This is a genomic window from Paenibacillus amylolyticus (assembly GCF_003719335.1).
Classification (GTDB): domain Bacteria; phylum Bacillota; class Bacilli; order Paenibacillales; family Paenibacillaceae; genus Paenibacillus; species Paenibacillus amylolyticus_D.
Window position 1 is genome coordinate 204673 of record NZ_RIAS01000009.1, and the last position, 25232, is coordinate 229904.

Below are 25232 nucleotides of genomic sequence, written 5' to 3' on the forward strand. Positions count from 1 at the left end.
ACTCCTCTTTGATATGGGGTGCCGCAAGGCTGGTCGGTCTCTGAATTAACGAGTCATTCCATCCATTCCTGTCTGCACACCACAGATGATATAAAACATGTAAGATAAAATAACTCATTAGTGTTATATATCCTTACCTGTTCTTCGTATATCTTATTTTATCATCTTGTTTGTACAATTCATTGACAAAAACGTAGATTGTTATCTTAATTTCTGTTGAAAATGCACGAAAAAACATGACGTGTTTTGTTATGTTTAAAGTGAGTGGTGTGATAGACGCATTTTTGTGTACATAAAACCTTATAATGTTCGGATTTAGCCCTCGACTCTATTGTCCAGTTTCCGAAGTCCATCAATCTGACAGCTAACCACATCGCCTGATTGGATGGTGACTGATCCTGGTGTACCCGTCAAAATGACATCTCCCTGATGGAGTGTCATCACATTCGAAAGAAAAGAAATCAGGTACGCAGGCGAGAAGATCATGTGATCAACGGTATTACGATGAGTAACATGGCCATTGTGTAACGTTTGAATCTCAAGTTCATTCAGATTTTCGTATTCATCGGGTGTTGCGAGGGAAGAACCAAGGCTCAGGAACGTGTCAAAGCTTTTGGCACGCTGCATGAACCGGGGATTGCGGGCGTGAATTTCTTTGGCAGTCATGTCGAGTGACGTTGTGTAACCTGCTATGACACTCATGGCCTGATCTTCACGAATGGCTTTGCATGTTTGTCCAATGACAATGGCGAGTTCTGCTTCAGCAGTGACCTGTCCGGCTACATCCGGTAGACGAATCGTTTCCCCGGAGCCAATCAGGGATGAATCAGGTTTGAGAAAAATAACGGGTTCATCCTCGGGTGGGCGCCCAGATAGTTCAATGGCTTTGTCCCAATAGTTCATGCCTACACCAATGATTTTCCCTGGACGGCGATACAGCGCACGATAGGATGCGTCACTGACCGGCAGAGAAGGCACTGAAACAAGTTGCTCGTGTTCATTGCTATACCAGCTACGTAGTGCGTTAAATTGATTTTTTTGCAGTAAAGTAAACAGATCTGTATCCCAGTTCGTCCCGAACTGCTCGTTCAGCGACGTCAGCGGAATAATGCCTCGATCCGTCCAAACAGCTGCTTGCTCCCGCCCATTATCTTCAATCGTTACAAGTTTCATCGGCACACCTCTCCCGCAAACTGCTTTGCTGTCCAATGTAATAACCTAACATCTGTCTTTGTACCACCGATAAATGATAACCCTATGGCCAGTCCATCGGGACGGAGAACAGGAACCGTAACCTGGGGCAGGCCGGAAAGCCCTGCGATACAGGAGAGTTGCATCGTTTTGGCGCGGTAAGCTTCTGCTTCAGGACCCTTCAATCCCAGAAGGGGAGCTGGGCCCGGTGCGGTTGGAATGGCCAGCAGGCCCTCTTCTCCTAACAAGTCAACGAGGTTACGCCGTACGCGAGCACGCAGCTCCACTTCGGCCTCGCTAGCAGACTTCTCAAGGGAGCAAGCCCACTCAAAACGTTCTGCGATCCCCGGGCCAAACGTCGGACGTTCTTTTGTCAGCCAGCCACTGTGTTCGTGCGCAATTTCCAGCCCTTGAAGAACGCGGAATGTTGCTGACCACTCTGCCAAGCTCTCGGCAGGTTCACTTAGGTCAATGGCTTGATAGCCATCCGGGTGCCATCCCTCAATTCCATGTAATGTTGAGAGTAAGATTGAACGATCTTCAGCTTCTGGCAGGTCCCAAGCCTCTGACGCTATGAAGAAATGAGTGAAGGGCTTCATCTCTATTTCAGACGTAATTTCTGATCCATTTTCCTTCGGAAGGAGCTTTTCTTTCAGTAGCACGTTGCCTACGTTACGTAAAATAGTTACATCCTGACTCATCCAGCCGATTGTATCAAAGCTATGTGCAAGAGGGATGACCCCTTCTGCCGATACAGTTCCATGCGTTGGGCGGAAGCCGTACAGACCACAGTACGAAGATGGAATACGTACAGAACCGCCAGTATCCGTTCCAACAGCGAAATCGACCAGTCCCGCTGCTGCTGCCACGGCAGACCCGCTCGATGAACCGCCTGGAATCCGATCCGAAGCGAGGGGATTGGTTGGCGTACCGTAATGGGCATTTTCCCCATTCAGGCTGTACATCAATTCATCTGTCTGTGTTGTGCCTTCGAGATTTGCCCCATTCTCCAGCAGGATAAGCAATGCAGGAGCGGTAGAAGTTGCAGGCTCATGTGTGCGAAGCCAATCGGGATTGCCTGCTCCGCTTGTTTCTCCCTGAATATTGAAGACATCTTTAACTGCAAAGGTTAGTCCGCTTAGTGGGCCAGCTTGGGTAGCTGGAAGTCTGATTTCTGCATTAACGTACGCCCCCCAGTGATTAGACTGGAGTGCGTCGGTTGTTTCTTTTGGACCTGTTTTCGTTGCCGATGCCTCTGTCTGTTCCTGATTCGAATGTTTCATTAGTTATTCCCCTTTCGTTCTTATACTAGGGCTTAGTGCACTCAGGGAGGAGCGGGAGTGGACTTGGTTCAACAACAAAGCTAGTAAAATACCTACCAAAAGCCCGTTTCCGAGAAGTGGACGTAGCAATGGGGGGAATGTCGTGAAAATCTCCGACGGTAATCCCATAACGATAATACCTATGAATAATGGCGCAGCCGTCCGGTAGAGGTTCGCTGCATCCATATGAAGCTGTCCGAAATACTGGAGAGAAGAACCTAAAAGGCGAAGGTACGTCACGAATAGTACAGCGCTTCCGATACTGAGCGGAAGTTGTGTCAGTAAACCGGTGACAGCTGGAATCAGGCCGATGGCTGCAAATAGCAGACCCCCGATGACAAACGGAAGCTTTTCTCGCATACGGGTTTGTTGGAGAAAGCCGACAGAACTAACATATGGAGCGTATGGAACGAGTCCGAGCAGACCCGATATCACTGCAAGGATGCCGCTGATTGTAAAAGACCGTTTATACTGGCTGCTCGCCGCTTCGTGTTCATAGATAGCGTCAGTACCTTTCAGGGCGCCAAATGTGTTTGAAGTGTTGATTAAACCGGCAATCACGGCGATCGCGATTACGCCAGCGTTCAATCCACCTGTAGGTTCTCCAAGCGGAAACCAGCCTGCATCGAGTGTTCCCGAGTTGGGTGTTCCCCCAGAGCTGCCGAAGATAAATACATGTAATGCCCAGCCGCCCAAAATACCAATTAGCAAAGCATACTGCGCTATGGCTGGCCTTGCTTTTATGGATAAGACAGCTACAAAAACAGCCACTGCTGCCGCCAGTAGGAAAACGGCAGGTTGGATGACGTGCGCCTTATCGGAAGAGCCTGATGAAATACCAAGCATACCTTCGAGAAAAATGATATTCAGTCGGCAACCAAGTAAGAACATAAATACGGCCATGACCCCTGGCGTGAATAATTTCGATAAAGGAGTGGCTAGGCCGCATAAACCAATCAGGATCGTGATCACACCCGAGATCAGAATGCCGACGGCGAGGCTGCCCCCGAGCTCCGTCATGGATATACCAAGGGAGGGGGCGGATGCGCTAAGACTCAGGATGACACCCCACCATAATCCCGACTGTCCTTCCATGACAGATCTTTGATGTCCAAGCCATGCTTGTACAGCACATGCGATTCCGGTGAGAATGAATGAACACTGGATCAGAAATTGAATTCGTTCCTGGGGCAGTGCAAATGCCGCCCCAACTGTAATAGGTATAACTACCGTATTGGTAAATAAGAAAAACAGCCATTGCAGCCCGCCCAGACCGGAGCGCAGCCAGTTGATATTAAACATGTGTCACCTTCCGTGTGGATCTTCGTTGAAAATATTTCCCATGCATTCAGCAATCCATGATGCAGTTGATGTATCTTGAACGAAGTCTGAATTGTACAAAAGGATTCCGGCAGTTCCCGGAATCCTTTCAATATTGAAAATAGCCTTGATTCTAATTGGAAAATAGCCTGTTCCTATCGATATCTAAATCCCTCAGAGCTTTACTCTACAGCTTTATTCTGCGTGCTCGTAAACGTCGAGGGCCTCTTGCACCCCGCGTCCAATCACAATCGGAGCTTTATGGCGGATTAGCACAGCTTCTAGAGCGGATAGGACGAATAGTACGTTTTCTTTCCGACAACTGTAACCCATGGTGCCGATTCTCCAGATCTGCCCATGCAACGGTCCGAATGAGCTAGCGATCTCAATGCCGAACTGAGTCAGAAGTGTAGTTCGTACAGACTCGCCATCAATGCCTGCCGGAATTTTTACACAGGTGACGACTGGAAGCTTCCATGCTTTATCGTTGAACAGCTCCAGACCCATGCCGCGGATACCTGCCATTAGTGCTTTTTCATGCAAACGATGACGTTCGAAGCGTTCCTCAAGTCCTTCCTCCAGCAGAATACGCAATCCTTCGCGCAGTGCGTACAGCATAGATGTTGCCTCCGTATGATGGTTCAACCGGCGTGGTCCCCAGTAATCTTGCAGCTGGCTCAGGTCAAAGTAATTACTGCGGATCGGGTGTGCGACATCCCGGCGATCACTCTCAAGTGCAACACCACGTTCTACCTTTTTCCGACTTGCCAGAATGCGTTCTACCCGCTCGTTATAAGTCACAGGAGCCATGCCAGAAGGGACAGATATGCACTTTTGGGTGCCGCCAATCACGGCATCGAGTTGCCATTCATCTACTCTGACGGGGGCGCCGCCAATGGAAGCAACAGCATCAACGACCGTTAACACACCGAGTTCTCGGCAAGCTGGACCGATCTGGTCCAGTGGTTGCATGCAACCGGTTGAAGTCTCGCCATGTACAATAGCAAGAATTTTGGGCTGAACTCGTTTTACCTCGTCGATTACTGCTTGTTGGTCAAATACTTCTCCCCACGGGCATTCCATCAGATGGAGTTCGGCGCCGTGACGCTCAGCGATTTCAGTAAGCAGATGCCCAAAGCGTCCGAAGATAGGGACAAGCACTTTGTCCCCTGGCTCGATCAGGCTGCACAGCACGGCTTCCAGACCGGAACGTGAAGTGCCATCAACCGGAAAGGCCCACTGGTTCGTCGTTTGGAATGTCTGCCGCAACATGTCCATCGTTTCGTTCATCATTCGGGTGAATTCCGGATCAAATTGACCCAGAATGGGCGTTGCCATGGCTCTCAAAACTCTGGGGTCAACCTCGACCGGTCCTGGGGTCATAATGGTTCTCAAAGGTGCATGAATTTCCCGGTACTGTGTCATCTCATCATCGCCTCCTGGTTTCTGGTTGTTCATTCAATATGCCAGCTTGTATAACAGGTCGATTAACAGGCGAACTCCGCGCTGCAAATCTTCCGTATGAGTGAATTCAGCAGGGGAGTGGCTAATGCCGCCCTGGCTTGGTACGAATAATAATCCTGTTGGACAATGTGTGCCGAAGATCTGTGAGTCATGTCCTGCTCCGCTGGTCATTCTTTTGTACGAAATACCTTCTCTTTTTAAAATGTCCTCAGCCGTTTGGTTTAACGTGCAATCCATCGCAACGGGAGGTTCATCCATCCACTTATGGCAAGTGACCGTTGTTCCGTGTTCAGAGGTGACAGTCTCGAAATCACTGAAGCATGCCTCACAAAATTGCTCAATGATCTTCGCATCACTGTGACGGACATCCAGGCTAAAGGTGACCTCGCGTGCAATGACATTACCTACATTCGGTTTAACTTCCATACGCCCAACGGTGGCAACAAGTCCGGATTCGTGGGCGTTAGCCCGATGCATCAATATTCGGATCAACTCGGCTGAAGTAAACATCGCATCGTGACGCCAATGCATAGGTGTTGTCCCGGCATGATTGCTCTGACCGTATACCGTAATGTTATAGCGGCGTTGCCCCACGATGTGACTGACGATGCCGATCGATTTCTCTTCGCGTTCAAGCACTTGGCCTTGTTCGATGTGTAGTTCAATAAAACATTCCAGGTCCTTGCGTGTTGGCTGTGCATGAAGTCCGAGTCCGAATCCTGCCTCGTGCATCGCCTGTTCGAAGGGGATTCCGTTTACATCGTTGATGTGGTGAACGGCCTCGCGCTCTTTTACTCCCGTTATGTTGCCCGAGCCCCAATAAGTCATTGGAAAACGACTACCTTCTTCTTCGCACAACGATACCACTTCGATCGGTTTGAGTGGCTGACCGTAATGTGTGAGCAAATATTCCACAGCAATGAGTGCTGCAATGATCCCATAGGCTCCGTCATATTTTCCACCGCCGATCACGGTGTCGACATGAGATCCGGTTAATACAACGTTTGCTTCAGGGTCGCGTCCAGAGAGCCTGCCGAATAAATTGCCGACATCGTCATAGCGTGCAGATAAACCAAGTAGTTCTATTCTGGCTTGAATCGCCTTCTGAGCTGCGCTCCAAGCCGGGTCATAGAGCAAACGGGTTACACCGCCGCTGTTGTCTTTTCCGTACGAAGCCAGCCATTCGACCATCTCTTCGATCTGCTTAGACAAGGCAGATGGTTTTGGTTGTTCAATCATCAAGTGCAGTATCCCCCATTCCGGCAACGCTAGCTTTCCGGCCGATGTTAGATTAATTAACTTGGCATTGCGTTTAATTCATCGTAAAATAAAAAAAGTTAAAAATCATTCACGAAAATGTAGAAGAATAGCTAAATTCGTTGTGCATGTTAACCATAGGAGTGGAGAAGGATGAAAATGAGTGACCTGCTGAAGCTGGCTGTATTCAACGGCACAATCGTGGTAGGGGGAAGCGGTGGTTTGAATCGGGAAGTTCATACCGTCAATATGATGGATGCTCCTGATATTATTCCGTACTTGAAAAGAAATGAGTTATTGATTACGACGGCTTTTCACTTCAAGGATGACCTGCCGGCTCTGCTCGAACTGATTCGTGAGATGGGGCAACAGGAATGTGCAGGACTGGGTATCAAAAGTAAAAGGTTTCTCGGCCATATTCCCGAATCCGCAGTTCAGCTGGCAAATGAGTTAGAACTGCCTCTGGTGGAACTGCCTGTTGATCCTTCGCTAGGTGATATTGTCAACAAATCGCTGAGTCATATCCTCGATGTGCGAACGACGGAGTTGCATAATGCGATACAGACCCATCGCCAGTTCACTCAACAAATTATGAGCGGTCAAGGTATACCTAAGCTGCTTGATCAATTATCTGCTTTGCTGCGACTTCCTGTATATTTGCTCGGGCCGTATCTGCAGCCGATTTTCGGCCGAGTTCCTGCTAAAACGGCTGCACAGCTAGAGGTGTTGTTATCTGGCGGCGGTCAATTTCATGTTACGCCTTCCATGTTCTCGGCATTTTCCTTGTTAGGGGAGGAACGCGAAACGTTCACGTTATTTCCTGTATACACCCATAGGCAACTGCATTTCCTATGTATTACCGGTTTCATATCACCTTCTGAACGTTCAAGCATTCTGACCATTGAACAGGCAACCAACGTGATTGCGTTTGAATTAATGAAGGATAATGCATTGAAGCAGAATCGGCGCCGAATCCAGAATGAGTTTTTTACAAACTTTATTGGAGGGGTCTTCTCAAGCAATGAGGAGATTGCTAACCGGGCAAGAGAGTTTGGACTATCCAGCGATCAACGGTACCTTTGTGCGGTCGGCAAGCTGAATGGCAAGGATCGAGCGACATCATTCATGCAATACAAGGCAGAACAGGATCAGATTGCCGAACATCTTCAAGGAGAGCTAGCGCAATTCCGCCATCCAATATATTTGTTTACCCATGACCGATCCTATGTGTTACTCATGCCGCTGGTTGAAGAGTGGGAGATGATCAAAACTTCCTTTACCCAGCTACTGGAACGTCTGCAACGTAAAATAGCCATGTATTACGAATCCGAGCTGTCATTTGGTCTTAGCAGTTATGCCCAGCCACTTAGCCAGATTCCTTTATCTTTTAAAGAGGCCAATGAAGCTCTCTATTTCGGGAGTATATCAGGGAAAATGCGCTTTATTGAATTGTATCAGCCGAAGGAAGTATCTGAAATTTTGCGTTTAATTCCCCAAGATCATCTAAGAAAATTTTATGTGGATACAATGCAAGGATTCGAAGACGAGACACTTAAGGATCACCATATGTTGCTTCATACCTTGTCCGTATATCTGGAAACGCACTGTCATCTTGCGGAGACGGCAAAGCGACTTTATATTCATCGGAATACCGTAATTTATCGACTGGAAAAATGCGAGGAGATTATTGGCCGCAGCTTGAAAGACCCGGAAGAAACGTTACGTCTTCGGATGGCTTTTCGGATCAAAGCGTTGCTACCGGAAGAAGGAAAGGCAGAGTTTTAAGGGTGACCGAATATGATTAAAAGCAGGCTGAGATAAACTGCACCTCCAGGCTAGTTAAAGTAACCAAGGGGGCGCAGTGCACTTCAGGCCTGCTTTTTTCTAATGGCCAATTAATGAGGGAAAAAAGGGTTTCTTTAATGCCTCAGTCTCTTTTAGACAGCGGCAGCCACTTCAGCACATCCTGAATTTTCATGTCCCAGTAACCCCATTCATGTTCCCCAGGCTCTTCCTCGTAAGTTAACTTGAAGTCTGTCTCGGCGCAGGATTTGCGGAACGTCTGATTATCTTCATACAGAAAATCCTCTGTTCCACAGCATTGATAGAGGAGCGGTCGTGGAGCCGTGTTATGTTTGCTCTCCTGGAGCAAATGGATCAAATCGTTCTCTGAACCTGCAAATTGCGGACCAAAGATACGTAACAGTTCAGCCTGCCGTAAGGCGGATGGGACGTCGTTGTTCAAATGAGCGGCCATGTCAAGAGCGCCCGAAAGACTTGCCGCCGCAGCGTACTGATCGGGTTTTCGTAGAGCCAGCTTGAAGGCACCGTATCCGCCCATGGATAGGCCAGCTACGAAATTATCTTCGCGTTTAGCTGAAAGCGGGAAGAATGAGCGGGCCAGTGTTGGCAGTTCTTCGCTTATAAATGTCCAGTAACGCCCTCCCTCCGCCATATCCGTGTAGAAGCTTCGATGGACCTGCGGCATAACGACCGCAATACCAAGTGAAGCGACATAACGTTCAATCGAAGTACGGCGTAGCCAAATGGAGTCATCGTCTGACATTCCGTGAAGCAAATACAGGGTGGGGTGCAGACCGGAACCTTTCACATTTTCCATACCGATCTGAGTGTGGGTCTGCTGTGGCAGAATGACATGCATGCTTGTGCTTAATCCGAGGGCGTCCGAGTAGAAATCGCATTTAATGAGTGCCATACCAAAAAGTAACCCCTTTCATGAATGGATGTTTAAAAGATGTTTCTATGCAATGGAAAAGGTAAGAAAGCGGGACGATACCAGCTACTATTCAAGGTTATACCCAAAATAAAGTAAACGCAACGAAAGGTTATAAAACGTATTCGATAATTGCAAAAAATAACTTGTTTACAATCAAGTTTAGGAACAAACAACAAACAAAGAAAAGTTTATTTTTATCACATATGATCCTCGCACCTTTACAACGTAACAATGTTTTGTTACACTGTATTCAATGGAAAGGGGGTCCTGAAATGACAGATGATTTGATCTCCAAAAAAGAACTGCTTGACCTGACAGGTATTTCATACGGTCAACTATATCGATGGAAACGGAAAAACCTCATTCCCGAGGAATGGTTTATTCGAAAGTCTTCTTTTACGGGACAGGAAACATTTTTCCCAAAACAGCAGATTTTACAGCGGATCGACAAGATCATTCATATGAAAGACGGACTGTCGCTGGATGAACTGGCGGATGTGTTTTCGCCAACACTTGGTGAGGTGGAGATGTCCGATCAGCAATTGCTAGACCGAAACATTGTTTCGTTCGCTTCGCTTGATCTGTTAAATGAGGCTGGACGCCAGCAGGCATTATACGGTTTGGAACAGATTATGATGCTATATGTGCTTGAGAAGTTGCTTCTCAGCGGGGATATCACGCAGCAGGAGGGATTGCTCTTAATTGATGTGATGTCTGAGCACTACTATCGGTTCCGAGACCGAGCTAGTGAACTGCTGCTTATTCGCAAGATGGGCGTACCTACCTTAATGGTAGTGAACTCGGGAGCAGAGCTTTATTTTGATCATGGGGTAAAAGTGGTACTCCGCATTCCGCTGGCAACGTTCATGGAAGAATTGAAAATTAAATTGGGCTGAGGGGGATTTTATAATGGAAGAACGTCACTTGAGAAATGATCTGAATGTTACAGGGTCTCGTAAAACAACGGGCGGTTCCTATCATCGGGTAAATATCGATGGTATGGCTAAACTGGATGGTGATCTGGATTGTTCCTCCCTGAGTGTTAACGGCACGCTGAAAATCTATGGTTCCCTCGTCTCTGAAAGTACAACGGTTAATGGTATGGCCAAAGTGGAGGGAGAACTTCGCACCCAGTCTCTTGATGTCAACGGAACACTGGGAGTCCACGGTGCAGCTCGAGCCGAGAGCACAATGGTTAATGGAATGTGTACGATTAATGGTCCGCTGGTTAGCTCCCGGGTACGTGTGGATGGCATGACCACGATTAATGGAGACCTGTCTACACCTGAGTTTACCGTGAACGGAAAGTGTAATGTGCGCGGTGGAGTGAACGGTGAACGTATTGATATTGGGGGTATGGCGACTATTGATGGAGATGTGCAGGGAGAGAAAATCGACGTTCAGGGCAATATTAAGGTAGGCGGACTTCTTAATGCGGACAGTGTGGAGATTCGATTATACACGTCCTCTTCAGCAAGAGAAGTAGGCGGCGAGCGGATCGACATCCGGCGCAAGGAACGCAGCGGATTCTGGAAAGCGCTCGGATTAGGCGGGGCACCATCCTTCAGGGCTCAACTGATCGAGGGCGATGAAATTGTGCTGGAAGATACCGAAGCAGATACGGTTCGAGGGAATCGGGTCCATATTGGGCGAGGTTGTAATATCCGGTTTGTGGAGTATTCTGGTGAACTATCCGTTGATCCGGAAGCAAAGGTAGGCAGCAGTGTGCGAATCTAGCGAATATGCGAGATATAAGAGCGAGAGACGACCCTTATGACTTTTAAAGGATAGAGCTGATGGATATCCCTCTAGGTAGAAGGTTTTGCCATAAAGCAATCGGTCCTTGGACTGATTGCTTGTTATTTCTTTTCGGATATACTAATGCAGTCATATGAATAGAACGGGAATGGAGAGACTAACAATAATGGCTGCACGCAACAATAAAATTGGATTTGTGCTGGCAGGTTTGCTGCTCAGCATCTTAATGGCCTCTATGGATAACACCATTGTGGCTACGGCCATGGGGGATATCGTGGGCAAGCTCGGCGGGCTCGACAAATTCGTCTGGGTAACCTCTGCCTATATGGTGGCCGAGATGGCAGGTATGCCGATCTTCGGTAAACTGTCGGATATGTATGGACGTAAAAAGTTTTTTGTCTTCGGGATCATCGTATTTATGCTTGGCTCCGCTTTGTGTGGAACCGCGACATCCATCGTGGAACTGACGATGTACAGAGCAATTCAAGGGATCGGTGCAGGAGCACTGGTGCCGATTGCGTTTACGATTATGTTCGACGTCGTTGCGCCTGAGTCGCGGGGGAAGCTGGGTGGTCTGTTTGGAGCAGTGTTCGGTCTTTCGAGTGTATTCGGGCCGCTGCTAGGTGCGTACATTACAGAGTATGCAACATGGGAATGGGTGTTTTACATCAATCTGCCGCTAGGCTTGATTGCATTTCTGTTCATCGCATTTTTCTATAAGGAATCTCACCAGCATCAGTCACAGCAAATTGACTGGCTGGGTGCTATTACACTGATTGGTGCTGTGGTCTGCCTGATCTTTGCGCTGGAGCTGGGTGGCAAAACGTTTGCCTGGGACTCTGCACAGATCTTGGGGCTATTTGCCGGATTTATCGTGCTGGCATTGATCTTCTTGTATGCAGAAACGAAGGCCAAAGAGCCGATTATTTCATTCGGTATGTTTCGCAAGCGGGTGTATTGGTCAAGTAACGTTATTGCCATGTTCAGTGGTGCTGCGTTTATTACGGCTTCCGTGTATATTCCGATTTTCATCCAGGGCGTACTCGGCGGCAAAGCGACCAACTCGGGTCTTGTATTGTTGCCGATGATGCTAGGTTCCGTTGTGACGGCTTCCATGGGCGGTGTGCTCATGACCAAAACGAAATACCGCAATATTATGATTCCAACGCTGGCTTTGCTTGTAGTGGGGCTAGGTTTATTAACGACATTGGATGAAAATTCATCTCTATGGACGATTCGCGTATACATGGTCATGATTGGCCTTGGTGTCGGCGCATCTTTCTCCGTACTTAGCAATGCGGCTATGAATGCATTTGAACCCCAAAGACGTGGTGCTGCCAGTTCAACGCTGAACTTTCTGCGTTCTTTGGGCATGACGATGGGTATCACGATCTTTGGCATTGTACAGAGTCAAGTCTTTACTCGCAAGATGACAGACGGCATGGCTGGTGCTACTGGCGAAGCTGGTGCATCGGTTGGCACACCTGCAGGTGGTCTGCCTGCCGGGATGGATCTGACCGATCCGCATGCACTGTTATCACCAGAGCTGCGTCAAGGGATTCCACCCCAAGTGCTGGATTCCATCACACATGCGTTATCCTCATCTATTGTACAGCTGTTTGCCTGGGCGGTTATTCCGGCGGCCCTTGCACTGATCGCTTCCTTCTTTATGGGAAAAGAGAAAATGGTGGTGGGAGAAGAGCAACATGAGTATACAGGTGGGCACTAAGCTAATGGGTCAAAGAACCAATTACTAAGGGTTTCGTTAAGTAGCGATCCAGTATTATTCTTGGTGATCATAAAATAGTGGATTATTGTTTTTGTGTTTAGTGTATAGAGATTTTCAGTGTTTAAGAGAAGTTGAGATAAAAAAACATGTTGTTCATAAAGTGCAGATTGGGTCAGTACTAGTGACCGTCATAACTTCCTAGTTGAAGCTTGACCCTCTCTGACACATATGTAATCACAGCATTTTTTTGAAAAGGCCGTATTTTGAATAAAGAAAAATGTTCTTGAAAACCAAAAAAATACATAGGGAAGGTACTAATGCGAACTGAAAAAAATCAAGAAATCTTGGACCAGAGAGATGTTGATAATATAATTATCTCTATTGTTTACCTCTTAGTTATATTTGGGAGTATATTCTTTCATGGATTCTTTATGGCGATTGTTCTTTATATAAGTACATTGTTTTACTTTAATCGAGTACGTATGTTTGATAAGGTTAGTAGGTCTAGGTTCGTTATTCTGGCTACTTATCTGCAAATTACTCTACCCTTATTTGTTGTGTTAGCCTCGATTACAAAGTTCATAGAGTTTGTACCAAACGATGCTTCAGGCAATATGAAAATATATATAGTTTTAGCTTATTATATACTTACTCCAATTATCTTAAACTTAATAAGTTTCACAGTATTCAAAAAACATGAAAATTTCTCGATTAATCAAAAACCAGCTTTAGAAATAGGAAGAATGGTGATATGGGGAGCCACTCTAACTACTAGTGTTTTAGTTATTGCTGATGGAATTGATGATAACTTTATAAAAGTTTCATTTTTAATAGTTATGGCCCCTTTACTTATTTTTAACTACGCGGTCAAGGTGACTTTTGAAAACGATAGCGCTCTCAAAGAATATAGAAAAAACAATGAAAATAATGAAGATTCTTCTAAACAAAGCGAAGAGTTATAGCTTTTACTAATAAGCCGGGGGAAATTCATTATGTAATTCATTTACACAATAACGGAGAGGACAGAAAAAACCTGGAGAAGCGGAGTTAAAAGCTTTCTGCAAGAAAGCTACATCGAAAGCATAAGCTTCGCCTTTATCCCCGGATTTTCCTCTTTGGAAAAGGGAATCCAAAAAATCCGGGGATAACAGCGATCGGAAGGTTATTCTGTCAGCGGAGTGCCCAGTGTAAACAAAATATATTTCAACTTATATATTATCACCTGAATTTAAGGCTGATTCCCCTCACGGATGCCATCCTCCACCACTGAAGGTTGCTGTGGATCAGGCATGCTAATATGACCTGAGCGTGCAATAAGGCGGCTTTGTGCTTTGTAAATGTCACGTGAGATTGTTTTGGTTTCAACGACTTTGCCATCCACTCTCTTCGTACGCACCGTTTCAACGATGTACCCGGGCTGTCCATTCTGAAGTACTTGCTGGGCGCCGTCGGGAAGCACATTACTGGATACATACTTTACGGGTACACTCAGCGTTTCAATCGTACGAGACTCCACCGTATAACTGACATTCTCCGGAAATGTGCCGAAAAATTTCACGACCATGCGTCCGCCTAGCACTTTCGCGTGGATCAACAATGATTTCTCAGTGCTGTTTCGAAAACGAAAGTTAATGGCGCCTGAGGCATAGGTGGCATCCAGCCCTTTCGGTAAATATTTAACGGGCAATGAATGATTGCGCCGTTCCACAATATCCAGACCCGTCAACAGGGCAGCATTATATACGGTGCTGGATACCTGACAGATTCCTCCGCCAATTCCGGGTGTCAGCCGGCCATTCACGATGACCGGTGCTTCCCGAAAACCATATTCCTTCTCCGCTTTGCGAATCACCTTTTCATAGTCGAACACACCTCCAGGCGGCAAAATCATCCCATTGATGGCCTGAGCAGCCGCGCTGACATTATGTACCCGACCTTGACTGCTGTTTCCCAGTCCTGTGGAAAATTGAATGATTTTTCGCTCGATGCCTTCCTGCTTCAGGGAATCAAACGTTACCTCTGGTTTCAAGGTGTATAGAGGTAAAAGAATCCGTATGGGTTCTGGTTTTACTCCATCCACCACATCGCTGAGCTCTCTATGCAGCTTGGTCTTCATGAGGGTGCTGAGTGTTTTCCAATCCACCCGATGCACGCTTTTTTCCGGAATGTACTGCACTTGATCATTTGGGGTGATGCGGCGAACGGCTTCTGCCGGTGTACCGAAGGTTTCTTTTTCCCAGGCAGGACTAAGCAATTGTTGAAAAGTTTGTTCGTTGTAGTCCATATCCAAAGGGAAGGTCTGGGGGAATTGATACCGTGCATACGCACGTTCCCACAGGTTCCCCTCATCCAGCTGTTGTACTGCGGCCTTGAAGCTGTTTGCATTGTAACTCACTCCTAGTTCGGCGGCGGTATGTGACATTGTTATTGGGTTGGGTTCAGTCAGCTCCAGTGCGACGGGCCAGTCCTGCAATTGTTGAATGCGATTGTTCATTTCTGCCAGTACGTCCTTGCGATGTTTGCCATCGATGGTCCAGCCCCCGACCTGTACACCTTTGGGTAAGTTGGGTTGATTCACGTACATATAGAGCAATCCATAGGACGCGGAGCCGATCAAGAGCAGGGAGAACAGGGCGATAACCGTTACATGTATTTTTTTCATAACCGAACGCTCCTTTTGGCTTCTGTTGTTCCGGAATTCGTAACACTCTCTATCTATATGATCCAAGGGTGGAAAACTTTCGGGTACTCAATAGGTAACAAATTTGTTACAATAAACTTCATATGAATCCATGCTTCACCAGCAAAAGAGGGACAGAATGGATTTTTCCTGATGAATTTCAGGCCTTTTTAAAGGAAATGCCGGGATTGTGTCGAAATCATAATGGCTAACTATGTGAGCAGGAAGTGATGATGTGATAGAAATGCAGGACGTGTGGAAGACCTACGCCAATGGGACCCACGCATTACAAGGGGTGTCGGTGAAGATCGACCGCAATGAATTTGTCTATATCGTTGGTCCATCCGGTGCAGGCAAATCGACATTTATGAAGCTAATGTACAGAGAAGAAGTGCCAACCAAAGGGCAAATATCCATTAACGGATTTAATATTGGCAAGCTGAAACCACGGAAAATTCCTTATGTGCGCCGTAATATCGGCGTTGTCTTTCAGGATTTCCGTCTGTTGCCGAAGATGACAGCGTACGAGAACGTGGCATTTGCGATGGAAGTTATTGAAGCACCGAAGCGCCAAATCAAGAAAAGGGTTATGGAAGTGCTCGATCTGGTGGGACTACGCAACAAGGCCAACCGTGAACCTTCACAACTCTCTGGCGGGGAACAGCAACGGATTGCAATCGCACGGGCGATTGTAAACAATCCTTCCGTCATTATTGCTGACGAGCCTACAGGAAATCTGGACCCGGAGACGTCATGGGGCATTATGCAACTGCTGGACGAGATCAATTTCCGGGGCACAACGATTGTGATGGCAACACACAACAAAGATATTGTTAATACGATGCGTAAGCGGGTTATCGCCATTGAACGCGGACAGATTGTACGGGATCAGATGAGAGGGGAATACGGTTATGAATTTTAGTACTCTCTTGCGACATCTGCGGGAGGGCTTCAAGAACGTATTCCGCAATGGCTGGATGTCAGTGGCATCCGTCATGTCGATTATCGTCTCTCTGTTTATTCTTGGCGTGTTTATGCTGCTTGTGCTTAACGTGAACTCTATGGCCAATCAGGTAGACAGCCAGGTCGAGATTAGTACGTTTCTGGAGCTGAATGTGGACGAGAACCTGCGCAATGTCATTGGTCAGGAGATCAGTGCCATGCCTGAAGTCAGCGAGATTCGAATTGTTCCGAAGGATGTGGGATTAAAAGAATTCCGTGATCGTCTAGGCGAAAATGCGGATAATGTTCTCGGTGGTTTCGATGTCGATAACAATCCATTGCCCGATACGATTGAAGTCAAAGTGATTGAGCCGGAAACGGTCAATTTTGTCGCGCAGAAGATTGAAGCATTGAACGAGAAACATCCCGAGAAGCCGATCATGAAAGTGAACTACGGCAAGGAAACGGTAGATGTGTTGTTCAAATTCACGAAGCTTGTTCGTAATATCGGATTTATTTTTGTCGGGGGACTGGGTCTGATGTCGATGTTCCTGATCTCGAATACGATTCGCGTAACGATTCTGGCTCGCCGCCGGGAGATTGGTATTATGAAATTGGTGGGTGCGACCAACACCTTTATCCGCTGGCCTTTCTTTATTGAAGGAGCGTTGATTGGACTAATCGGTTCCATCATTACAGTCGCCGTTCTGTTCTTCGGATACAGTCAATTGATGTCAACGATTGGTCAGGATGTCTTCATGCAGATGTTGAATCTGATTCCACTCAGCGAGATCTGGCCACTTATGGGAACGTTGCTGATTGGACTAGGGGTGCTTGTCGGAATTCTGGGTAGTACACTATCCATCCGGAAGTCGCTTAAAGTCTAACTATACTGCGGGGTCATGCCCACGCTTGCGCCATTTCAGTGTAAGCTGTTTGGCCCGTAAACGCGTGGGTCATCCTTCGTTCAAACTGCATTTAGCAGAAAATGTCGAAAAGAATGCCAAAACAGGTTCATTATTGAATGCTGTTTGACGATATGTAGGAAAGACGCAACTGTTGTTTTGATGAAAGAAAGCAAAGAACATGCTGTTCACCACCTGTGCAGGTTGCTTTCTTGTGAATTCATAGGATGGGGGATCATCATTTTGAAAAAAACCGCTTCGCTGCTGGCCTTTATGTTACTGGCCGGTATGACGTTTCAACCTTCTGACGGATATGCCAAGAATAGCATCAGCGATATTGATCAACAGATTCAGCAACTGGAGAGCAAGGCGGCTTCCGCCAAGCAGGAGCAAAAAAAGGCTGCGGCCAACAAACAGGAAGCGCAGCATTACAAGAACAAAACCAATGCCTATCTGAAGGTTGTCTTGGAACAGATCAATGTTGTAAGTGATGAGCTGGCGAGTGTATCGTTGCAGATTGAAAATACGGAGGAAGATCTCCGTACAACGAAAAAGGATCTGCAAGCGGCAGAAGACCGCATCGTCGCAAGAGAAAAACTGTTAGAGTCACGTGTGCGCCTGATGTACACGGATGGGGCAGTATCTTACCTTGATGTCCTGTTGTCTTCCACCAGCTTTACTGATTTTCTGACCCGTGCGGACTCGCTTAAAACGATTGTGGATCAGGATCAGCATCTCTTGGATGAACATAAAAAGGACAAGCAGCTAGTGGTGGAGAAAAAGGCAGATTTGGACCGGCAGTATGCGGAGGCCAAAAGCCTGTATTCACAGAAGAAACAGCGCAAGTCACAGCTGAACGAAAAAGAGAAAGAAAAGCAGGTGCTTCTGGCTTCATATGATGCTAAAATTGAACAATCCGAAGAGTTGACGGCAGAGCAGGAAGCTGTGTTGATGCAGATTGCTGGCAAACGCTCAGCTCTGTTACAGGAGAAAAATAAATTGCGTGAGCAACAGGCAGCAGCGGCAGCCAAAGCTCGGGCCCAAGCTGCGGCACGTGCCAAAGCAGCAGCCAAGGCACCAACACGTGTAAGCTCAAGCGGCAACAGTGAAGTAACCTATTCATCCGGCAGCGGTATTTTTGCAAAACCGGTTTCCGGTGGACGCATTTCTTCACCGTTTGGTCCGCGAATTCACCCGATTACGGGGGAAGTAGGTAAACTTCATGCAGGTGTCGACTTTGCTGTTCCAGTAGGCACATCAGTTCATGCGGCTTCCGGCGGGATTGTCATTATGGCTGAATGGTATAGTGGCTATGGATATACGGTTATTATTGATCATGGCGGAGGTCTGTGGTCATTGTACGGTCACTTGCGTGAAGGTGGATTCAAGGTCAGCAAGGGAGATACGGTAAGTAAAGGCGATACCATTGCCGAGTCTGGCAATACAGGGAACTCGACTGGGCCTCACTTGCACTTTGAAGTGCGTGATAACGGAACAGCTGTGAATCCGATGAACTATTTGTAGATTGTCTGATTTAATGCGATGCAACTTATATAAGTTGAACTATTCATTTACACTCTAACGGAGAGGACAGAAAAAACCTGGAAAAGCGAAGCGTTCGCCTAAAAGCTTTCTAAAAGAAAGCTGCACCGAAAGCATACGTTTATCACCGGATTTTCCCCTTCAAAAAAGGGAATCCAAAAAATCTGGGGATAACAGCGATTGTAAGGTTATTCTGTCATTGAAGTGGGCTGTGTAAAATTTTCAGTTCAAATTATATAGTTTAAAGTTCGAATGGAAAAATCATAATTCGTACAAGCTAGACATATACTAAGCTGGCATGTTCAGGGAATGATTCGGGGCAGTCCGAATCGGATGCGCTTCAAAACTAAAGGCGGTGACATACGGATGATGAAAAAAAGATCGGCGCTGCTGTTTGTTATTCTGGGACTGCTTGGCGGAAGTCTATTAACGCTCGTGTTAATGACTTATCCGGGTATTACAAATCAAGTGAGACCCGGCGAAGGATTGCTGGCTAGTGTAACCGGCAGCTCGCAGCAGAAGAACGATATGAAGAAGATTGAAACCGCAATGGATTTAATCTCCAGCAACTATTATAAAGATGTCGACCGTACCAAGCTGATCGATGGTGCGATTAACGGTATGATGGAATCTTTGGGTGATCCCTACTCCAACTATATGGGACAGGAAACAGCAGCCCAGTTTGAAGAGTCCATCGAAGGATCATTTACCGGTATTGGTGCAGAGGTTTCCTCGCAAGACGGTAATGTCGTTGTCGTTTCCCCAATCAAAGGTTCACCTGCTGAAAAAGCAGGTATCCGTGCGAAAGACATCATTATGTCGGTTAACGGTGAATCGCTTCAAGGACTTGAGCTCAACAAAGCGGTCAACAAGATTAGAGGTCCAAAGGGCAGCGAAGCCAAAGTACAAGTGAAACGTGCGGGATCGACAGAGCCGATTGAATTCACGATTGTTCGTGATGATATTGACCTGGAAACCGTCTATGCACATATGGAAGATGGCGGTATTGGTGTCATCAACATTACGCAGTTCTCGCTGAATACAGGTGAACGCTTCAAGGAAGAACTCGCGAAGCTGGAGAAGCAAAATATGAAAGGCCTGATCATCGATGTACGGAATGACCCGGGCGGTGTACTGCAAGTCGTTATCGATATTGCAGAACAGTTCGTACCGAAAGGCAAAGTCATCGTTCAGGTTGAAGATAAAAATGGCAAGAAGGAACAAAGTAAATCAAATGGATCAGCCAAGCCTTATCCAATCACGGTGCTGATGAACAAAGGCAGCGCGAGTGCTTCCGAAATTCTGGCAGGAGCTTTGCAACAATCTGCTGGCGCTACACTCGTGGGTGAGAATTCTTTTGGTAAAGGAACCGTGCAAACCAGCTACGATAAACAGATGGGTGACGGTAGCTTGCTGAAAATTACGATTGCCAAGTGGCTGACACCAAACGGTACTTGGATTCACGAAAAAGGCATCAAACCGGATATCGCAGTGAACCAGCCTGATTATTTCTCGGTTGCACCGATTAATAAAGAGAAGCTGCCACTGAAATATGACAGCAATAGCACGGATGTGAAGAGTGCGCAGACGATGCTGAGAGGACTTGACTTCAAGCCGGATCGTGTGGACGGATACTACGACCAGAAGACCGAAGAAGCCGTCAAGGCGTTCCAGAAGAAAAAAGGCATTCAGGTTACTGGCCAAATCGATGAGAAAACGGCAGAATCTCTGGAGGCATCTCTGATTGAACGCATCGCTAATCCTCAATATGATGCACAGCTGAAACGCGCGATCGAAAATGTCTCAAAGGATATTTCGTCCGCTGTGTCGAAGCCATAAAGAAGGCTGATTTTCAGCCTTCTTTTTTTCTGAACCGGCTGAAGGAGAGGAGTGAAATGCTACAATGGAATGGGCATGGCCTTGGTTAACTACATTAGGGGAAGCATTGTTACAGTTGTTGATTCAGCCGTTTTATTATATGGCAGTGATTCTGATTGTTTTGATTTATCATCGTCAGTTGCTCCAAGAACGTAAACTCTTCCATGTGCGTATGCAGAGTTCAATCACGCAGACGATTCGAGCGGTTCTCGGGGGAATTGTCATTGGTGTAATCGTGTCCATGGTATCGCTTTTCCTTGGCACTTATCTTACCCTGGGCAGTCTGATTAGCATATGGATTGCAGCATTGGTCTTGGCTCTTATTCGTATCCGTTATTTGTGTTTTGCCTATGCAGCGGGGGCACTGGGAATACTTCAATTTGCTTTGAATGTGGCATCCAGCTGGCAGCCTTCCGGCATGCTTGGACAGGCTGTGGAGACGGTGCGTGCACTGGACATGCCTGCGTTACTCGTTCTGGCTGCATTGTTGCATTTTGGCGAAGCTATACTGGCACGAATGCAGGGTGTATCTATGGCCTCTCCGTTTCTGATGGAAGGCAAACGTGGGAAGTTAGTAGGCGGGTATCAGATCCAGCTCTTTTGGGCGGTTCCGCTACTGATTCTTGTTCCGACAACCGGAGGCATCACAGAAATAGCGTGGACTCCGTTACTTCATGCAGGTCAAGGCTACACGCTAATGGCGCTGCCCATCTTACTGGGATTTAGTGAAAACACACAAAGTATGCTACCTGGGCGTAAACTTCAGATTTCAGCTAAACGTTTGATGCTGTATAGCTTGGCTTTGCTTGTATTCAGTCTGCTTGCCGTATGGTGGTCACCTTTGACGGTGGTTGCGGCATTGGTAGCTTTTGCTGGACATGAAGTCCTGGTGTGGTACAGTGCATTGGAAGAGCAACAACTTAGTCCTGCATTTGTTCACCCTCAGCATGGCCTTAAGGTACTGAGTGTGATTCCAGATAGTCCTGCAGCAGAGCTCGGAATTGAGGCAGGGGAGACGCTGTATAAAGTGAACGGTATACTCGTTCATTCTCCCGAAGAGCTACACCGGGCACTGCGGATGAATCCGGCTTTTTGCAAGCTGGAGGTGCGTAATCATCAGGGAGAGAGCAAGTTTATGCAGCGAGCGATTTACGAAGGCGAGCATCACCAGCTTGGTGTGATTATGGCACCGGATAAACATGAGGCATGGGCAGTTCAGCCGCGTCCGGTGACGCTGTTTCATGTGATTATGCTCAAATTATTCACACGCCGGAAAGAGCAGCGAATTGACGAGGCTCCACTGGCTTTACCACCAGCCCCTGTAGTGAGTGACAAAGGGTCGATCGAAATGTAATAAAAGGTACTTCCAAACGCCTTCTCTGGGGTGAGGGAGTACCTTTTTTCTTTATTTTTTCAAAATAAAAATGGCGATTTGGGTGCGATCCCTCAAATTCAGCTTGCCCAGAATTTCAGTTACATAGTTTTTGACAGTACCCTCACTGAGAAAAAGCTTAGCGGCAATTTCTTTATTGGATAATCCTTCAGAGATGGCTTCGGCAACGGCAAGCTCCATGCGGGTAAGCCCGTACGTTTCAAAGGGCTCGTTTACCGGAGGAGAAGCTGGCGTTCGAAGCAAACCCGCGAGTTTGCGTGCAATATCCGGGTGGATCAGCATATCCCCGTTATGGACGGTTTTGATGCCCTGCACGATACGGGCAGGAGGGACATTTTTGAGCAGATAACCACTCGCTCCGTTCTGTAATGCTTGAATGATATATTCATCGTCGTCAAAGGTCGTCAGCATCAGCACCTGGATATCGGGAAAACGGGTTTTGATCAGAAGAGTGCCTTCGACCCCATCACATTCGGGCATACGAATATCCATGAGTACAACATCTGTTGTTGTTCCTGATTCAAGGCAAGCAAGTGCCTCCGTCCCATTGGAAGCCGTACCTGTAATATGGATATCCGTATCCAGGCCGAGCACCACGTTCAGGCTTTCCCGGATGAAGGGATCGTCATCGACAAGAAGGACATGAATCATTGAAGGTTGTTCAGACAATGCTTCCTGACTGCTATGGTTTGCTTCTGGCATGAGCATATTCCTTTCCGTTTTACAGTATATTCATTTTGTTCGTAATGGGGATTCGAGTGATAAGCGTATATGGGGCGGTGGATTGAACCTCAATGGTACCTCCAATGAACTGTGTGCGCTGGCGCATACCCTCGTGCCCAAGGCCGGTTGTTACACCTGTATCCAAAAGGGAGTGTGTGCTGCCATCATTACTGATGCTCATACAAATCTCCTGATGTCCAAAAGCCAGCTGCAAACGAATGGAAGTGGCCTTTCCATGTTTAATGGCATTTGTCACGGCTTCTTTCGCATTTTTGTACAACACAATCTGCGTACTTGGATAGAGAGCGTGTGGCTGACCAACAATTTCGTAATGGGTCTGTATCCCTGTATCGCGGCCGACTTCCTCTAATAGACGATCCAAAGCGTAGGCATCGGATGCATGAAAATCAGGACGAAGTTTATGAAGTGTGTTACGCATATCATCCATACTTGCAGCGAGCTGATCTCGAATCTGCTTGACCATTTCGGTACCCAGTTCGTTATTCAAGGGTAGCGTGAGCAATGCAGCCTCTGACATCATTTTTGTGCGGATTAGACGATGTCCGATATCATCATGAAGCTGACGGGATATTCGAATACGCTCTTCTGCCTGAGCCGCATCTTCTAATTGTTTGGAAAATAACAGCAGTTGTGCACGGGTTTCTTGCAGCTCATAATGCTTATGCCGCAGCTCGTCATACACATGCTCCAGTTGTTTACGACGGTTTGCCGCTTTGGCTCCTTGCCAGGAGAGCGCTGCTGTCATCCATAGGAGCAAGTTTACGCCAATGCTTATCTTCACAGAGTCCGAGAACCAGCTGATGGTGTTCATTTGAACTTCCATGGCTCCAGAACTGAGCGTAGTTGGAGTTGCAACATGCCAATACAGTGCGAGGTTCGTTGTAATCAGCTGAATCCCTAATATGAACCATCTTATAGATCCACCGAGCCGATACATATAAACATAGAGAGCCGATAGAGAGATGAAAATCATAAAGGGGCCATACAGCGCCATCAACCAGCTGGCCCACATTATTTCTGCCAGAAATAACAGCGACTGCCCTGCACCTGAACGGGTAAAGCGGTTCGTTACAGCGAGTAAGGTCGAGATGAGGATGTAAAAGGTGTACAGCGCTTCGCCATGTAAAGGAAGGGTCAAACTGAACAACACAGCAGGTACAACTAATAAACCATATTGTAGGAATCCCAAGGGCATATGTAGATGACATCCTTTTTATGCAGATTGAAGAATAAAATGTTTACAGATGGAAGAGAGCCAGGATAGAACTCCCGATAACGCATCCTTGATTATAACATAGGCCACCTCAACATCAGGAGATGACTTAAGTCACCTTTGAATGATGACTTTATGTACCTTCGCCAAAGGGAGACATTCGATACAATAGATTTAGGAATATCGCGGTAAGAGCTCATATGGGAGGGGCATACGTAGATGAACATATTGGAAATGGATCACGTTGTAAAACGATACGGCAGCAAGTTATCGGTGGATCACCTCAACTTAAGTGTGCAAAAGGGAGAGATTTTTGGCCTGCTTGGCCCGAATGGAGCGGGAAAAAGCACCGCCATTAGCATGATTGCAGGTCTGCTCAACATGGATCAGGGAGAGATCAGACTGGATGGCATATCGGTGAAGGAGCGACCACTCGATGTGAAGCGTAAGATTGGACTGGTTCCGCAAGAATTGGCTTTGTATGAAACGATGAGTGCTGCGGATAATGTTACTTTTTTTGCCCGGCTCTATGGATTACGAGGGAAGATGCTCAAAGAAAGAGTACAGGAATCTCTTGAATTTGTCGGTTTGCAAGATAAGGCCAAGGATGCTCCATCCACCTTCTCGGGAGGCATGAAACGCAGACTCAACATCGCATGTGCCCTTAGTCATCGGCCAGATCTGATTATTATGGATGAACCCACCGTGGGCATTGATCCACAATCCCGCAATCACATTCTTGAATCGGTGCGAACGCTCAACAAGATGGGCTCGACCATCATCTATACAAGTCATTATATGGAGGAGGTTGCAGCGATCAGTAATCGGGTAGCCATCATGGATCAAGGCCGGATTATTGCTTGTGGAACCGAGGTTGAGCTAAGGGAACGCGTTGCATCGGAGGAAAAAATCGTACTTACCACTTCCGGGATCGATGCCGGTGTTGTGGAAGAACTTAAGCTTCACCCGCGTGTACGGGCAGTAGAAGTCACCGAAGACACATTAACGATTATGCTGCCTTCGGCACAGCAGGCACTGCAAGATATGCTGTTTATTTGCAGCAAACATGACGTATCCATTCATTCCCTCCGGGTCGAAGAACCGGATCTCGAAACGCTTTTCCTCAATCTGACCGGGCGTACGCTTCGAGACTAGGG

The 25232-nt window shown here is 47.0% G+C and carries 20 protein-coding genes; 11 read left to right on the plus strand and 9 right to left on the minus strand.

The genetic code is table 11. The annotated features are described in order from the left end of the window. Positions 1–315 precede the first annotated feature (315 nt). The 5 genes from EC604_RS17430 to allC all read right to left on the minus strand — a co-directional run bounded on the left by EC604_RS17430 (position 316) and on the right by allC (position 6536). Positions 316–1173 (minus strand): fumarylacetoacetate hydrolase family protein, encoded by an 858-nt coding sequence (locus EC604_RS17430; protein WP_123065365.1) that lies wholly within the window; start codon positions 1171–1173, stop codon positions 316–318. Further along, complete coding sequence (locus tag EC604_RS17435; protein ID WP_123065366.1) at positions 1170–2474, minus strand: amidase; 1305 nt, start codon at positions 2472–2474, stop codon at positions 1170–1172. The genes EC604_RS17430 and EC604_RS17435 overlap by 4 nt, the downstream gene beginning before the upstream one ends. 3 nt (positions 2475–2477) lie before the next feature. After that, positions 2478–3815 carry a uracil/xanthine transporter gene (locus EC604_RS17440; RefSeq protein WP_123065367.1) on the minus strand — a complete coding sequence of 446 codons (1338 nt, stop codon included), beginning with the start codon at positions 3813–3815 and terminating at the stop codon, positions 2478–2480. A 213-nt stretch (positions 3816–4028) separates the two neighbouring features. Beyond that, positions 4029–5258, minus strand: coding sequence for a pyridoxal-phosphate-dependent aminotransferase family protein (locus EC604_RS17445; RefSeq protein WP_123065368.1), 1230 nt, complete (start codon positions 5256–5258; stop codon positions 4029–4031). A gap of 33 nt (positions 5259–5291) precedes the next feature. Then, on the minus strand, positions 5292–6536 hold the full coding sequence (gene allC / locus EC604_RS17450) for an allantoate deiminase (RefSeq protein ID WP_123065369.1): 1245 nt from the start codon (positions 6534–6536) through the stop codon (positions 5292–5294). Between the two features lie 171 nt (positions 6537–6707). Here allC and EC604_RS17455 point away from each other — a divergent pair, with 171 nt between their 5' ends. After that, on the plus strand, positions 6708–8339 hold the full coding sequence (locus EC604_RS17455) for a PucR family transcriptional regulator (protein WP_123065370.1): 1632 nt from the start codon (positions 6708–6710) through the stop codon (positions 8337–8339). 142 nt (positions 8340–8481) lie between these two features. Here EC604_RS17455 and EC604_RS17460 read toward each other — a convergent pair whose 3' ends face one another. After that, positions 8482–9270: an alpha/beta hydrolase gene (locus tag EC604_RS17460; RefSeq protein WP_123065371.1), complete on the minus strand. Its 789-nt coding sequence runs from the start codon at positions 9268–9270 to the stop codon at positions 8482–8484. A gap of 293 nt (positions 9271–9563) precedes the next feature. Between EC604_RS17460 and EC604_RS17465 the strand changes: the two genes are divergently transcribed. The 4 genes from EC604_RS17465 to EC604_RS17480 all read left to right on the plus strand — a co-directional run bounded on the left by EC604_RS17465 (position 9564) and on the right by EC604_RS17480 (position 13740). Further along, positions 9564–10187, plus strand: coding sequence for a YhbD family protein (locus tag EC604_RS17465; RefSeq protein WP_123065372.1), 624 nt, complete (start codon positions 9564–9566; stop codon positions 10185–10187). Positions 10188–10200: 13 nt separating this feature from the next. Continuing rightward, positions 10201–11028, plus strand: a complete 828-nt coding sequence (locus tag EC604_RS17470; protein WP_123065373.1) for a polymer-forming cytoskeletal protein — start codon at positions 10201–10203, stop codon at positions 11026–11028. Positions 11029–11215: 187 nt separating this feature from the next. Continuing rightward, on the plus strand, positions 11216–12778 hold the full coding sequence (locus tag EC604_RS17475) for an MDR family MFS transporter (RefSeq protein WP_123065374.1): 1563 nt from the start codon (positions 11216–11218) through the stop codon (positions 12776–12778). A 317-nt stretch (positions 12779–13095) separates the two neighbouring features. Then, positions 13096–13740, plus strand: coding sequence for a hypothetical protein (locus EC604_RS17480; protein WP_123065375.1), 645 nt, complete (start codon positions 13096–13098; stop codon positions 13738–13740). 266 nt (positions 13741–14006) lie between these two features. Here EC604_RS17480 and EC604_RS17485 read toward each other — a convergent pair whose 3' ends face one another. Beyond that, the gene (locus EC604_RS17485) at positions 14007–15440 is read right to left on the minus strand and encodes a VanW family protein (protein WP_123065376.1); all 1434 of its coding nucleotides are present in this window, start codon (positions 15438–15440) and stop codon (positions 14007–14009) included. Between the two features lie 253 nt (positions 15441–15693). Between EC604_RS17485 and ftsE the strand changes: the two genes are divergently transcribed. The 5 genes from ftsE (at position 15694) to EC604_RS17510 (ending at position 22079) form a co-directional block, all read left to right on the plus strand. Then, positions 15694–16380 (plus strand): cell division ATP-binding protein FtsE, encoded by a 687-nt coding sequence (gene ftsE, locus EC604_RS17490; protein WP_123065377.1) that lies wholly within the window; start codon positions 15694–15696, stop codon positions 16378–16380. Then, complete coding sequence (gene ftsX, locus EC604_RS17495; protein WP_123065378.1) at positions 16370–17287, plus strand: permease-like cell division protein FtsX; 918 nt, start codon at positions 16370–16372, stop codon at positions 17285–17287. The genes ftsE and ftsX overlap by 11 nt, the downstream gene beginning before the upstream one ends. A 261-nt stretch (positions 17288–17548) precedes the next feature. Continuing rightward, the gene (locus EC604_RS17500) at positions 17549–18829 is read left to right on the plus strand and encodes a murein hydrolase activator EnvC family protein (protein WP_123065379.1); all 1281 of its coding nucleotides are present in this window, start codon (positions 17549–17551) and stop codon (positions 18827–18829) included. Positions 18830–19213: 384 nt separating this feature from the next. After that, positions 19214–20686 (plus strand): S41 family peptidase, encoded by a 1473-nt coding sequence (locus EC604_RS17505; RefSeq protein ID WP_123065380.1) that lies wholly within the window; start codon positions 19214–19216, stop codon positions 20684–20686. Positions 20687–20750: 64 nt separating this feature from the next. Continuing rightward, positions 20751–22079 (plus strand): PDZ domain-containing protein, encoded by a 1329-nt coding sequence (locus EC604_RS17510; RefSeq protein WP_123065381.1) that lies wholly within the window; start codon positions 20751–20753, stop codon positions 22077–22079. Positions 22080–22130: 51 nt separating this feature from the next. On the opposite strand, the gene EC604_RS17515 is transcribed toward EC604_RS17510, so the two are convergent. Together EC604_RS17515 and EC604_RS17520 are read right to left on the minus strand one after the other, a co-directional pair. Beyond that, positions 22131–22769 (minus strand): response regulator, encoded by a 639-nt coding sequence (locus EC604_RS17515; RefSeq protein ID WP_123065435.1) that lies wholly within the window; start codon positions 22767–22769, stop codon positions 22131–22133. A gap of 70 nt (positions 22770–22839) precedes the next feature. Beyond that, positions 22840–24057 (minus strand): sensor histidine kinase, encoded by a 1218-nt coding sequence (locus tag EC604_RS17520; protein WP_123065382.1) that lies wholly within the window; start codon positions 24055–24057, stop codon positions 22840–22842. Between the two features lie 237 nt (positions 24058–24294). On the opposite strand from EC604_RS17520, the gene EC604_RS17525 reads away from it, so the two are divergent. After that, positions 24295–25230, plus strand: coding sequence for an ABC transporter ATP-binding protein (locus EC604_RS17525; protein WP_123065383.1), 936 nt, complete (start codon positions 24295–24297; stop codon positions 25228–25230). Positions 25231–25232 lie beyond the last annotated feature (2 nt).